This is a genomic window from Brevibacillus sp. JB24b (genome assembly GCF_051713385.1).
GTDB lineage: Bacteria > Bacillota > Bacilli > Brevibacillales > Brevibacillaceae > Brevibacillus_B > Brevibacillus_B laterosporus.
The window spans coordinates 867,662-882,537 of record NZ_JBNVQV010000001.1 but is presented as its reverse complement, the minus strand read 5'-3'; the positions used below and the strand labels follow the sequence as shown (position 1 = coordinate 882,537).

The 14,876-nt window shown below is 37.0% G+C and carries 9 protein-coding genes and 1 pseudogene; 6 read left to right on the top strand and 4 right to left on the bottom strand.

Annotated elements, in window-relative coordinates; all coding sequences use genetic code 11:
- Positions 1-149: 149 nt before the first annotated feature.
- Positions 150-1,646: a hypothetical protein gene (locus ACQV1I_RS04800; RefSeq protein WP_116332911.1), complete on the top strand. Its 1,497-nt coding sequence runs from the start codon at positions 150-152 to the stop codon at positions 1,644-1,646.
- 283 nt (positions 1,647-1,929) lie between these two features.
- On the top strand, positions 1,930-3,900 hold the full coding sequence (locus ACQV1I_RS04795) for a beta-lactamase family protein (RefSeq protein WP_236645672.1): 1,971 nt from the start codon (positions 1,930-1,932) through the stop codon (positions 3,898-3,900).
- A gap of 140 nt (positions 3,901-4,040) precedes the next feature.
- Here ACQV1I_RS04795 and ACQV1I_RS04790 read toward each other — a convergent pair whose 3' ends face one another.
- Complete coding sequence (locus tag ACQV1I_RS04790; RefSeq protein ID WP_094700705.1) at positions 4,041-4,892, bottom strand: alpha/beta fold hydrolase; 852 nt, start codon at positions 4,890-4,892, stop codon at positions 4,041-4,043.
- A gap of 467 nt (positions 4,893-5,359) precedes the next feature.
- Complete coding sequence (locus ACQV1I_RS04785) at positions 5,360-5,719, bottom strand: DUF1036 domain-containing protein (protein ID WP_116332907.1); 360 nt, start codon at positions 5,717-5,719, stop codon at positions 5,360-5,362.
- Positions 5,720-5,958: 239 nt separating this feature from the next.
- Here ACQV1I_RS04785 and ACQV1I_RS04780 point away from each other — a divergent pair.
- The 4 genes and pseudogenes from ACQV1I_RS04780 to ACQV1I_RS04765 all read left to right on the top strand — a co-directional run.
- Positions 5,959-6,185 (top strand): annotated as a pseudogene (locus tag ACQV1I_RS04780) (sporulation protein YhbH); the annotation flags it as partial.
- Between the two features lie 296 nt (positions 6,186-6,481).
- A complete protein-coding gene (locus tag ACQV1I_RS04775; RefSeq protein ID WP_116332903.1) occupies positions 6,482-7,831 on the top strand; it encodes a helix-turn-helix domain-containing protein in 1,350 nt (449 codons plus the stop codon).
- A 543-nt stretch (positions 7,832-8,374) separates the two neighbouring features.
- Positions 8,375-8,797: a hypothetical protein gene (locus ACQV1I_RS04770; protein WP_438769114.1), complete on the top strand. Its 423-nt coding sequence runs from the start codon at positions 8,375-8,377 to the stop codon at positions 8,795-8,797.
- Between the two features lie 427 nt (positions 8,798-9,224).
- A complete protein-coding gene (locus tag ACQV1I_RS04765) occupies positions 9,225-9,605 on the top strand; it encodes a hypothetical protein (protein WP_116332901.1) in 381 nt (126 codons plus the stop codon).
- Between the two features lie 1,290 nt (positions 9,606-10,895).
- Here the strand turns inward: ACQV1I_RS04765 and ACQV1I_RS04760 are convergent.
- Positions 10,896-11,348, bottom strand: coding sequence for a hypothetical protein (locus ACQV1I_RS04760; protein WP_116332899.1), 453 nt, complete (start codon positions 11,346-11,348; stop codon positions 10,896-10,898).
- A gap of 431 nt (positions 11,349-11,779) precedes the next feature.
- Positions 11,780-14,815 (bottom strand): hypothetical protein, encoded by a 3,036-nt coding sequence (locus ACQV1I_RS04755; RefSeq protein WP_438769113.1) that lies wholly within the window; start codon positions 14,813-14,815, stop codon positions 11,780-11,782.
- Between the last annotated feature and the right edge of the window lie 61 nt (positions 14,816-14,876).

Below are 14,876 nucleotides of genomic sequence, written 5' to 3'. Positions count from 1 at the left end.
AAATGAAAAGCTGTCACTTTTCTCATTTATCTATAACCCAAAATAGTTTGTAAGAAATCGTACTCTGTTAGATAGGCACACCTACTTAGAGTGCTCTTCTTTGTGGAATTAGTTCCTAATCTATCGAAAAATAAAAAGGAGGTCATTTCGTGCAATACAGCCAACTATTTGAAAAATATCAAGAGATTCGTTCTCTTACTCAGGATCATGAAGCATGGATGAATTCCTCTATCGGTGGGGACCTGTGGATTGATGGCTTACAAGTTTTTTTGACGATAGAACCTGCTGATTTCGAAGCTACCTATAAACAATTTGTTGAAAATTATACATATGATTCCCATTCTTTTATGCGATGTTTAACTTCCCTACACCAATTCACTGTTGATTGTGCTAAAGAAAGTGAATTTGAATTATACAAAGCACTCGCTTTGGGGATGACTTGGCTGTCTTTCTATCCTCATTTTCAGAGTGATTTTTTTAATCTTCCTGGTCGTATTACTAACCATTCGATTGCACTGTTGCTAAGCCCTACTTATCAAGCTATTTGGATTACTAGTTACAACGAGGGACTTACTCTGTACATCGCAGATAAAGCCAACTCCCATCTTTCTCTTTTCCGTCCTGAGTATGGACTGATTTATCAGAATCATCAATATTTTCTTCAAACGGACTACGTCAATTTTCCTTATCAAAGCTATTTTCATGAAATGGCTCACATTCTGTTGTGTTATAACCTTTATTCACATGTCTTAGCTGATGAAAATGGAGCGAACAATTATCGTTCCTACGTGGAAGAAGATATTGTTACTCTTGAAGAAACCGTTCTTTCCGAGCTTGTTGCTGTAAGAGATAACCTGCATGTGATTCATGATGGGTTTAATGGATCTAACTCCCCTGAATTCAGAGAATATAGTCTTAGCGTCATACGTGGAGACATTTCCACAGTATCTGCTCGCTCTTTGCAATGGTTCACCAAGGCCTACATGCAAGTAGGAACAGAAAATAATCACACACCACATCACTCAAACTCAGCTAGCCAGCTGATTGTAGCTAATCATCCACTCACAGAGGAGAAGATGTTCTCTATCATACCTCCTTGTCAACCGCATATAGAAAATACCAAGCAGCATTGTCTATGGACAATTCGGAGTGGAGCCTATAATCATATCGCAACCTATCGAGAAGTAATTGAATTAATGGCTCCTGATTTGTATGGGTTTACAAAAGTACAAGAAATTCTACATCCAGACACATGTACTACCTCAGTAGCTCGGGTGTCCAAAACAACGTTACCAGAACCAAATCCACACCATCGAGAACAGAAAAAACAATTATGGAGATGGCGAGAAGCATATGCTCGGCTGGCTGAGATTCGTGGGTATATTGAAATGGAAGCTCCCCTCACAGATGCCATACCAGATATTTTACATCGATTACTGATCGTCGCTAAACGACATGCTCATCATTTGAACAATCATTCTGCAGAGGGGACAATATATAAAAATCACACAGGTGAAATCACTCCTGTTGAAAATATGCTAAGAGAGATTCGAATCATCCTTTGTGGATTACGCCATACAGCCACTCGTGAGCTGTTACTCCCCATGTTTGATGAGCCATTTATGCATGTGCTAGAACCAAGGTAATATTTCTCTTAGCACTATGCTATGTAAAAGGACTTTTTCCCTTACTAGAGAAAAAGTTCTTTTACATGACAATGCTAAATTGCGTTGTCTTTGTATCCTTTGCTGAAATTTTTATATAAAAGAAGTACATAGGATGATCCAAGCAAGTGAGACATCCATTATTATTCCGATACTAGTCGATTCTCGTACTTTTGGGCAAGTTGAATTCATATGCATCTAATACACTTATAGAATGGAGAGATGCATTATGTTTAAAGGGTATAGAAAGACATGCAGTATATGTATGTTTGTCGTAATTCTGTTTGTATCCATTATTTTCCCTACAGCTTATACCTATAGTTCACCTGTAAAAGGAGTACCCTTGGGCCCTACCGATCCTAAAGAAGTAGAAAATTTTGCAGATCAATTTTTTAATCAATCACATATTAAAGATCAGATGGCGGGGGCAGTTTTTGTTGTTGTCCGAGATGGCAAAATATTGCTAAATAAAGGGTACGGTTACTCCGATTTAGAGAAAAAAATCGCGGTTAATCCAAAACATACTGTTTTTCCGCTAGCTTCTATTTCTAAGGTATTTACGTCAACAGGAATTATGCAGCTAGTAGAACAAGGAAAGCTCAACCTTGATGAAGATATACAGAGCTACCTTGGGGACATAAAGATAAACAATAAAACGAAATATAAATTAACAATGAAGCATTTATTAACCAACACAACAGGTTTTGACTTTACAGATAGATTGGAATCTATTCATAATCGTAGTATTCAACCCATTTCTTTAGAGAAATATGTTAAAGAAAACATGCCTAGCGTTGTCCGTAAACCAGGAGAAGCATTTCGCTACGATAACTTTGGCTTTACTCTTCAAGGGTATATTTTGGAGAAGCTGTCTGGAAAATCCTTCAATCACTACATAACAGAACATATTTATAAACCTTTGAAAATGGAAAATAGCAGTTTCTTACTTACACCGAAATTAAAAGCTAAATTAGCCACTGGATACAATGCTAACAACCAGCCCTTTCCTATTTTTCTGTCCAATCCAATTGAACTACCTGAAGGAGGAATGGTTTCAACTGGTCATGACATGGCCCAATTTATGATGGCTCACCTCAATAAAGGCTCGTTTGAAGGTAAAACTATCCTGAAGCAGGATACGGCTGAAAAGATGCATACTATTCACTATTCTGTCCATCCGAAGATTCCTAATATGGCTTACGGTTTTGAAACATACTACCATTCGAGTCACAACAAGCAGTTTGTGATTGGTAAAGGTGGAGATATACCTGGATTCCATTCTTGGATGTGGCTGTTGCCAGAGCATAAAGTTGGTGGCTTTATTGTTGTTAATAAAGATAAAGAGTTTCGTGAGGAGTTATTTAGAGCATTCATGAATCGGTATTATCCTCTACCAAAGAAAGAACAATCCTATATGACATCGTCCCCTCAGCAATTGAAACGCTTTGAAGGTACTTATCGGGATTTACGAATAAATCCATGGATAACAAAAATTACAGCAACTTCACAGGGACAGCTCATAGCAGAAGATCCGATGGGTAAAAATATCTTGCGCCAAATCGATCCATTGCTGTTCAAGGATGAAAAAGGCGCTTTTTTAGCCTTTAAGAAATCCGATGATGGTAGCATTGGCTATTTACAATATCATAATACGGTCAGTATGGCTCAAAAAATTTCTCCTTCTAAACATTTTTCTGATGTTTCTGACTCACATCCATATGCCCCATATATCTATGGTGTTCAAGACTTTGGAGTGCTACAAGGAGATTCGAATCATGCCTTCCGTCCCTTAGCCCCCATTACAAGAGCTGAGTTTGCAAGTGATTTCATACGACTTATTGGGGTTCATACCTCTACAAATCCTGTAGCATTTACAGACTCCAAAAATAGTCCATACGGAAAAGAAATTCAAGCTCTTGTAGAGGCAGATGCTTTAAAAGGAACCACGACTACTACATTTGAACCCAACCGCCCCATTACAAGACAGGAGGCAGCCGTGATTATTTTTGAAGTGTCCAAATCATTACTCAATGCTCAGCCTGCAAATGCTAGCCTTAAAGGCTCCGTCGATCCTTGGGCTAATCAAGCCGTTCAGTATGTAGTATCCAAAGGTCTATATGGTCCTGAAGTTATTTCCTCCAAAAACCTCATTGATTACAAGGCAAAGGAACCACTACTTCGTCAGGAAGCAGCTGCTTTACTCTATAACTATGCCCAGCTTATATTTAAAAAATAGTCTCTATTTATGTAGTCAAAAAGGCCGTTTCCTTCGAAGCAAAGGAAACGGCCTTTTCATGGTCTTGATTAAATAACTGGACTCACTACTTTCTTAAAAGGAAAGAATTAATTTTCCTTATGCAAAAAGAACAATGGAGCCTACTTGTCCTCATTCATCCATTCAATTAAGCTTTTATCAAATTGCTGTGGTTCTTCAAACATGGGATTATGCCCACTATATTCAAAAATCACTTTCTTCACATTCCCATATGTGTCATCAATAGAGTCCCACAACGAAACAGGGGCAACCAAATAATCATATCTTCCTAAGCCAATGAATACTGGTTTTTTGAAATTAGCCAACGACTGGATCAAATTACGTTTTCCAAACGCTTCTCCCCACAGATGATCAATAATTGGCATATGTGTATATACATCCTCCCACATATACGCTGCATCAAATGTATAATCGTAAAAACTTTGGGCTCCCATACGAATGCACATGTGGACAAATCGTCTTTCAGGATCTTTTTTGATGTCACTTTCTAAAAAAGCAATATCTTGTTCAAACTGGCGCTTTCTCTCAAAGTTTGCCGTCTTATAAAAAAATGCGGAGCTTTGTTGTTGTCTTTCTTGACTATTTGTAGGTGCTGAATTAAGTAGAACAACTTTCTGAACAGCTTCTGGATATTTTTTGGCATATTCTAAGGCCATAAAGGCATGTCCTGAATGTCCCAATATAATAAAATCCTTTAGATCGAGGGCCTGTCTTGCCATTTCTATATCATCTAAAACTTTATCCAATCTATAATCTTCTGGTTCTAAAGCACGCGGTGGCTTAACAAATCCCCTATGATCCAAGAAGATAAATTGAAATTTTTTATACAAATCTTCTGAGAATAGCCGAGGATAATATATACTACTCCCTACCACCAGCACTGGCTTTCCGAACCCTTTTATACAATAATTCAATTCAAATCCATCACTGCTTACACTTTTATATTCGTTCATTTTAATAGTCCTCTTTTCCTTTTTTTAAGAAGAGCTATTAAAAACCAAGCTCTCCTTCAATCACTCCCTTTCCTTTTTCTACTCCCCTTACATTTTCCATTGAACGCTCTAACAATTTACATCACCTCAGTCAATGGTATCGTTCATATTTTAGTAACGGTTTTAGGATACGGTAACATTGTATCCTTTCCTATTAAGCGTAGCATATCATTGCAATTATTGAACTAGTAGATACAGTTCCCCTCTGCTAGAAAGCGGAATCGTTTTCATAAAAGAACCAGCCTATCTAGCAATCATGCATGATATACAAGGAATAGCCTAGTTTGAAAAAGAAAAACTGGCATAGCTTGATGGTCATATGGATATGTCCTACTTTATTTATTAATAACAAGAATTACTATATCTTTAAAAAAGTTAAAAGCACTATTCCTCAGTAGATTGAAAAATAGCGCTTTATCCCTCCCTTTTTATCGAAGGTTGATTGTGTAGTCTAGAATGGGCGGAATTTGACTAGGGATCTGTAACTTCTTAAGTCCCAAATCTCTGCTGTCGGTACTGCCTGTGTCCCAGCACCAATCGAAAGCTCTAGAAGGGATTGGGGTGACAAACTCACCCGACCACGTACGTCCGAGACCACTTGTATCCTCGGCATAATAGAAGAATTTTTTACCGTTGGCCCACCCGCTCCAAACCTGCACTGTTTTCCCCGGAGCCACCTGATACCACCCCTTCTTCGACCATTTGTTTCTCCCCTCACAGTTGGGATCGGAGTAGGCGTAGACCACCTGCAAACCTACGTTGGTCCTATTGCGGAAATGAAGCCCCATCGTCGATCACTCCTCCTCCGTTATTGTCAGGCTATATGTCATACGGGGAGAGTAAGAAGAATTTTGTTTTCCATATTGACCGTATTGGAATGGATAGAAAAGTGGAATTTGATTATCGCATGAGGACTGTCTAGCTTTATACAAAGTAAATTCCTCCTGTTATCCATCATTTTTCCTGTTATTATATTTGACTATAGAATTTTAGATCATTGTCCAAATGCAATCGGGTGAATACTTAGTCTAAAGGAGAGAGCAGCGGAACCATCTATTCATATGCCTATCGTAAATCTTTGGAAATTATCGACGCGCGTTATCCGTTAAGCAAATGTTTGGATATAGTGAAGTAAATCAGTATAATCGCCACAGTACTCTCATCTCCGCGTATCGTCACTAATTTCATATATTCGACTTCGAAGGAAAAAGTGAGGTTTACAAGGCTTTGAAACAGTTTTTTGGTAAAAAAGAAGTAGAGGTTTTTACTAGAAGAAATAAAAATTCACCCCAAAATCCCCTATGGCACTTACCTACGTGGGGAATGCCTATTACAACCCATTCTGAATCAAAATGATGTGGCACAAGCTGAGTTAGCGAGACGAACAGGTTTATCGGCTAGAATGATATCGCATTATGCCACTAATACAAAGCAAATGTCTTTAGAAGCTATGTATACCATTACTTCTATCATTCAACTGTACATACCAAACTTCCGCATGGAACACCTCCACAAATAGGAACGTTCTAAAATAAAAGGGGGATAGGTTAATGCACGTCTTGGAATACAATTATCAAGTTGCGCAAATAGAATTGCGCCAGCGTTTGCAAGATACACTTGACAAAAAAGGATGGAAGCAAAAAGACCTTGTTTTAGCAACTGAAATTGATTCAGTAACCATCAGTCAAATACTTAACAACAAGCAAAAAATAACGCTTTCTCAATTAGTGGCTGTTACTAAAGCTTTGGACTTACAAGAAGATACTTTTTATGAGGAATTTTTAGGGGATTGTTTTAATGAATCGGTAAAAATGTCCCCTATTAAAACAGCAGAATTTTTCATAAGTTGTATCAAAGCTGAACGATATGACATTACAAAAGGGATTATGGCATTAATCAATGAGGATACTGACAGAAAAAGACTCCTTGATAATACTTTTAAGATGGCAGAATTCATTTTTTCCTCCGATCAAAGAAATTACAGTCTCCCTTTGTATGACATTGTAATAGTCAATAGTACCACACGGAATGAACGATTAGCGATTGCCTATTTAAGACGATTTATCATAGCAAGAGATGTAGACCTTACTGTCTCTGGATATGAAACTTTGCATCAGCTTCAAGAATATCTCCCTTTACTTCCACATGAGCATAAATTTGAGGCTTACTATAAAATATTGACCTTTTATAATGTGGTAGAAAAGTGGGATAAGTTGCTTCATTACTCCAAAGAGTTAAAAGCATTTGCAATAATTGAAGGTAACCAAAAATATATCGCAGAAGCTTTACTTCATGAATCTTTCAGTTATAAAGAGTCAAAAAATTTCGACTTAGCTTTACAAATAACTAAGGAATACTCTGTATATGGTGATTACTATAAGGAAATCTCTCGCTTGAATGAACTTCTGATTTTGGTGGAAATGGGTAAATTAGAGGTTATTGATGAAATCCTTACATTAATCTCACCCGATCAGGCAAAATTGTTTTCATTTTTACCCGTTGCGCTTGAAACATATCTTAAAAAAGAAATGTTCGAAAAAATTAAGAAACTTTTACAAGATTACGAAATAGAAATCGAACAATTATCTTGTAAAACAGACAAGCTCAATCAAAAATTTAAATTAAGGCTATTTCAAGCACTATCTTCATATTATTTAATAAGGGGGGATAAGAATAAGGGGTTCCATTATAATTTAGAGGCCCTACAATTAGCATTAATGTTTAAAAATGTAGAGCGAATAAGAAGCATCATTCTTAGGCTTTATCAGTATAACCCTTCAGAAGAACACAAAGAAATGTTTATTAATATTATGGCAAGGGGGAATAACCAAAATGAAAAAGATAATAATATCCTCACTAACGATTCTGTCCTTCTTAGGCTTTATCGGAACGGGTTTTGAAATATCAACATCGAGTCTAAATACGAATCAATCTGCCGCATCAACAAATAGTTTCGGGGAAGGTTGGTAGAAGGGAGGATATCCTCTCTTTTTTTTGAAAAAATTAAACAAAATTTCTGTTAGGAAAATTTGTTTATACTGATATATAATTAGGTTAACAACTGGTAATCAATGTAAAATACAGAAAATTCAATTATTTTTATTATTTTTGTGGTTGCCAGAGAAAGGAGGATATCAAAGAAGGAATACTCATAGAAAGGAGTTGAAAGATGTTAGCATGGGACGACGATAGACGTCGAGAGAAGGAATTTAAACAGGTAATAAAAACGGGATGTTCCCATAGGCCCGACGAAAGCTTAGGAACACCCCGACACTCTAAGCATTTAAAAAATGCTCCATTCAAGTTTATCATGCCCTTGCGTTCAAAGGGGAAAAAATATTTTTTATTGGAAAAGTAGTTGTCGCACATGTGAATAAGCTGTACGGAAAACCTTGTATAACAAAATAAAGCCGTTTTTCAGCTATTCATTGAAGATAGCTAGAATGTTTCATCATATTGATATGGGATCAATCTTATCAATATGTAACAAGTATAATCAACAATTTATAAAATGGATATTTTTGGAATTAAGTTATAATAAAACAATAAGGAAGGCGATTATTACAATGAAAAAAATTTCTTTAAGTGTACTTTCTCTACTGACCACACTAAGCTTTTCCACATCTGCTTTTGCATCAGGAGCGATAGCGAATAACAATCTTCCTATTGAGCAGAACAAAAAGGTATCGGTTAGTAAAAATCAATACTCTTATACCTATAATGGGATAACTTTTACAGGCCTTAGTCCATTAAAGGAAAATCACTTGCATAGTATGTACGACAGTGTGTTGAATCACAATAAGGCATCAGTAATTGAAGGCCCTGGCTCAAGTGCCGAAATTATTTATGGCCCAGAATACAGATGATGCATTTTCCTCTTCACCCTCCTATATATGAAAGGAAGGAAAGTTTATTAAAATAGAGAAATATTCATCGTGTTCCTATTTCATTGTTTTGGGTATACTCGTTTTTATTGATCGTTTACTACGGAATTCGTTCGAAAATATTTATGTTCTCTTGCTTATCGACTTAGTTTTGTTATATTTGTTGTTCAAATTAGCGGATAAATTCATTGCCCCATTCATTCAAAAAATTTGTACTAGATATCATATACATGTACTAGTCATTTATATCGTTTATTTTCTGTTTTTTATTTTTGTTATGGCATGAAATCTAGTTATTATGAGAGCGAACGTCCGAATCCCTTATATTCGGGCATTTCTTTGTTTTGGTTCATCCCCCCTCTAACTAACTAATAGTACAACCTCAGCCGGTCTCACAGGTCACGCAGGAATAGTAAACGATAATTATGAAGTTACCTCAATTGCTGGATACGGATACCATCCTGAAAACACTAGTATTGAACAATGGTTCCGTGATTATCCAAATGAAAAAGTATATCGTTATAATGGTGGCAAAAGAGATGCATATAATGCAGGAAACTGGGCGCGTCTCTATGTGAAGAACTATAAAAATGCTACTTATGGTCTAACAGCAAAATTATCTAGTTTTACTCAAACTTATTGTTCTAAAATAGTTTGGCAAGCATATTACTATGGTGCTGATATCAATTTTAGAGATCAAAATCCAACTGCTGCTATAGGTGGATATGCTCCTTTTGATATTTATGATACAGATGAGTTAAGTCGTATCTTGAAACAAGGTTCTTGGTAGAAAAAAAGAGACCGCAATAGGTTATATGCGGTCTCTTTTTCCTCATATTAAATTAGTGCTAATTAAAAAGGAAAGAAGGAATACCAAAGATGGTTATTTTTAAAAAAGTTTGGTTTTGGCTGGGAATTTTAAGTATTATAGTCTGCTTAAACGATTTTTATGGAAATGACCAAAAACATATATTATTAATTGGATTGAACCCTCTTCTAGATTATATGGTCTATAAGGAATCATTTCGGGATTGGATAATAAATGATAATCAAATTGAAGGAAAAATTTTATTGGGAGGGTATGTTATACATTTTGTATCATACATACTACTTGGAATCTTAATTGATCTGTTATTTTTCTTTAACAAACAAAAGAAGTAAACCGGTATACAACACGAAGAAAATACTGAGAATAAATACCGTTTCAAATTGGCATGGTATTATTCTCAGTATTAAAGAACAGAAAGAAGTTATCTAAAATATGATTTCTAGGATAGTGCTTATGGTTCTATTAGCTATTAGTGTAATTGGAATTTCATATGGTATCTTGTCGAACCAATTTCTTATTAAGTCTGATTCTTTTTTATTGAATGTATTCTTTATAATCACAGCTCTATTAGCAATGAGCAGTTACTATAAAAGATAAGGAAAAAATCCTAGCTTTCTTATGCTCTGCATTTTTATTTTATTAAGTTATACCTTTTTATTTTTGTAAATGATGCTAAAATTGTTATAGTTCAGTTACTATTCAAACAAAAAAAGCCTCAAATTATTGAGGGCCCTTTTTTTCAATGGACATCTTTGACCATTTATGTTGCTTTTTCCTGTTGTCGAGAGCTAATCCCTTGTTAGTATACGTTTTGCGGCTCCTGTCCGCTTGCAATCCTTACCCCATCGGCAAGCTCACCAAGGATATTTCGCCTGTTCCTTCATCCCCATTGCGTCACTAACTTTCCATTGTGTTTTCAATACCAACATAAGTTCATCTGCTAACATTTTATCCACAGTTGTTTCCCCCTGCGTAATTGCATTCCAAAAGTCTTTCTCCATACAGTTCATGTCAACGTTGTCTTGATAAAAGCGTACTTCACGATGTCAGATGCAGCCTACCCTTTTTATTTTCGAATCTCTTGAATGTGCAGGATCGAATATATGTCATTCCTTGTCTGTAGCTTCAACTGTAAGAGTATGTTCGAACAAGCTGTTTATGTAATTCCTAGGTTTTGCCTGCATGTTTAAGTACCTCATCTAACTTGCCTGATTCTCTCGCCCCGTGTGCTTCCTAAACAATCCTTGCTAGTTATTGAATTCTATTTATAGGCAATGTTGTACTAAAATCTATCCCTAAATAGGAATAATCAATCGTCACTGTGGTGATTGGTTCTTCTTGTTTCAACATTAAAGCATATCTCGCACCTTTATACTCATCATCATATGAAATAGGTGTGTGTTTACTTATAATAGCGTTTTGAATATTGATTGAATCGAATTTTTTACTATCAAAATTTTCAGATTCCAGATGAAATTCTTTTTTATCCGTTTTTAGTTGAATTTTTGCTTTTAAAGGTTGTTTCTGATTTACCTCAACATTTTTGATTTTTATGTCCGCAATCCCAACATTTCCAAGTGCCAGCAATAAAAATGTTTTATCCTCATTTGTTGCTTGTGTTCCGAATTCTAATTTCGGCTTTATAAAAAACACAATAGCAGACACTGTTATTAGAATCATTACTACAACAAAATATTTTTTCATATGAATCACCTCCCTTTTAAGAATATAGATTACTTAATTACTATATTACATTAAAATCATAAATATCTATAAAACACTCCAATGAATTTATTTGACGCTTGTTGTATTCCAATCTTTTCTAAGTTTACTGAATGAAATAGGAGAAAGTCCTTTTAATCCTGTCTTACTAATAGCCTTTAAATGTAGTAAATCAAACCACGGAATTTTACGTTGTTCTCTATTTGGCAAGGTTGTTATTTACCACACTTTATGTGATTTCAGATCGGTAGTTACCTCCATCAATCCCTAATTAATCAAAGCATAGGCGTTTCCCCATAACATAACATGTACCTGTAGCAACACTTTGAACGTGTATTTCCCATGCTGGGCGCATATAGAATTATCCGCTCAGAGACAAACTCTGAGCGGATCAATTTAATCTTCTTTAATCTTTAGTTACCAATTTTATCGCCATTGTCTACTCCGAAATATTCAGATTTCAACTGAATAGATACGAACTTCACAATGTTATTCGACCCGTCTATTTCATAGAGACCTAGATATTGGCCTGCCGTTGCCGGGATGTCGTTACCAGAAGTGTAGTCTGTCTCGCCACCTGAAAGGGCTTCACCTACATTTGGTGGCGTGAATGTATTATCTGCTAGTTTATATTTCAGGCTGTTTCCATTGCCTACAGTATAGGTTACTTTTGTGGTCTCAGGAGCACTACCTGCCTCTACCTTATGACCACTTATAGTCGGAACAACAATCGGCGCAACTTTGATATCCTTAGCTTTCAACTGAACAGATACGAACTTCACAATGTGATTGGATCCGTCTACTTCATAAAGACCTAGATACTTGTTTGCTTCAGCCTTGATGTCTTCACCAGTGGTGTAGACTGTCCCATCACTAAGAACATCACCTACATTTGGTGGCGTGAATGCATCATCTTCTAGTTTATATTTCAGGCTGTTTCCATTGCCTACCGTATAGGTTACTTTTGTTGTCTCAGGAGCACTACCTGCCTCTACGTTATGACCGCTTATAGTCGGTGCAACAACCGGCGCAGCTTTGATATCCTTAGCTTTCAACTGGACAGATACGAACTTCACAATGTGATTAGATCCGTCTACTTCATAAAGACCAAGATACTTGTTTGCTTCAGCCTTGATGTCTTCACCAGTGGTGTAGACTGTCCCATCACTAAGAATATCACCTACATTTGGTGGCGTGAATGCATGATCTGCTAGTTTATATTTCAAGCTGTTTCCATTGCCTACAGTATAGGTTACTTTTGTTGTCCCAGAAGCACTACCTGCCTCTACGTTATGACCGCTTATAGTCGGTGCAACAACCGGCGCAGCTTTGATATCCTTAGCTTTCAACTGAACAGATACGAACTTCCCAATGTTATCAGACCCGCCTACTTCATAGAGACCAAGATACTTGTTTGCTGTTGCCGGGATGTCACCACCAGAGGTGTAGTCAGTCCCTCCACTAAGAACATCACCTACATTTGGTGGCGTGAATGCATTATCTTCTAGTTTGTATTTCAAGCTGTTTCCTTCGCCTGCAGTATAGGTTACTTTTGTTGTCCCAGGAGCACTACCTTCTGCTACTACTTGGCCACTGATAGTCGGAGCAACAACTGGAGTAGCTTTGATATTCTGAGCTCCCAACTCAATAGAGACGAACTTCACAATGTTATTGGCTCCATCTACTTCATAAAGACCTAGATGCTGGCCTGCTTTAGCCGAAATGTCTTTACCAGAGGTGTAGCCTTGCTCGCCACCAGGAAGCGCTTCTCCTACATTTGGTGGCGTGAATGCATGATCTGCTAGTTTATATTTCAAGCTGTTTCCATTGCCTACCGTATAGGTTACTTTTGTTGTCCCAGAAGCACTACCTGCCTCTACGTTATGACCGCTTATAGTCGGTGCAACAACCGGCGCAGCTTTGATATCCTTAGCTTTCAACTGAACAGATACGAACTTCCCAATGTGATTGGATCCGTCTACTTCATAAAGACCTAGATACTTGTTTGCTTCAGCCGGGATGTCGTTACCAGAAGTATAGTCTTGCTCGCCACCAGGAAGCGCTTCTCCTACATTTGGTGGCGTGAATGCATGATCTTCTAGTTTGTATTTCAAGCTGTTTCCATTGCCTACCGTATAGGTTACTTTTGTTGTCCCAGGAGCACTACCTTCTGCTACTACTTGACCACTGATAGTCGGAGCAACAACTGGAGTAGCTTTGATATTCTGAGCTCCCAACTCAATAGAGACGAACTTCACAATGTTATTGGCTCCATCTACTTCATAAAGACCTAGATGCTGGCCTGCTTTAGCCGAGATGTCTTTACCAGAAGTATAGTCTTGCTCGCTACCTGGAAGGGCTTCACCTACATTTGGTGACATGAATGCATTATCTGCTAGTTTATATTTCAAGCTGTTTCCGTTGCCTACCGTATAGGTTACTTTTGTTGTCCCAGGAGCACTACCTTCTGCTACTACTTGACCACTGATAGTCGGAGCAACAACTGGAGTAGCTTTGATATTCTGAGCTCCCAACTCAATAGAGACGAACTTCACAATGTTATTGGCTCCATCTACTTCATAAAGACCTAGATGCTGGCCTGCTTTAGCCGAGATGTCTTTACCAGAAGTATAGTCTTGCTCGCTACCTGGAAGGGCTTCACCTACATTTGGTGACATGAATGCATTATCTGCTAGTTTATATTTCAAGCTGTTTCCGTTGCCTACCGTATAGGTTACTTTTGTTGTCCCAGAAGCACTACCTTTTGCTACTACTTGACCACTGATAGTCGGAGCAACAACCGGCGCAGCTTTGATATCCTTAGCTTCCAACTGAACAGATACGAACTTCACAATGTTATTGGACCCGTCTATTTCATAAACACCAACATACTCATTAGCTTGTGCATCTGTGATATCATTTCCAGAAATATAAGCCACTGCCTTAATAGGGGCCTTATCACCTTTATTTGGTGTATCAAATACCTGATTTTGTTTTAAAATTTTATAGCTATTCCCACCAGCAGTTGGTAAATTTAATTTTACACTCTTAACAACACTACCTTTAGCTTTGCTAGTGATCGTAATTTTTTCAACTTTACTGATGACAGGGGCTACTACTTGATTAGTGATAGCAGGGACTACTCGTTTTGCGTTGTCTTTCTGCTCTTTCGATAAACCACCTATCTTTTCAGTATCCACATTCTCTCCTACTTGAATATTTGTAGTAGAAGGTAATCCTATGACCGTTACATCAGATGTATTAAATAGTATTTTAGAAACGTTAACTTTATTATCAAATTCAATTTCGGTAGCTTTATTTACAACTACCTCATTGAATGTAGAATTCGTTACCGTAACTTTTGCAAATGCAGGTGTTACAATCATGCTAAATGCAGCAGTAGAAAGAACAGCTAATACCGATAATTTTTTGAAATTAAACTTACTCATTACTATTCACTCCCTCATATATGTAAGGAGAGGATGATAAAAGAATTTATCAATCTCCCTA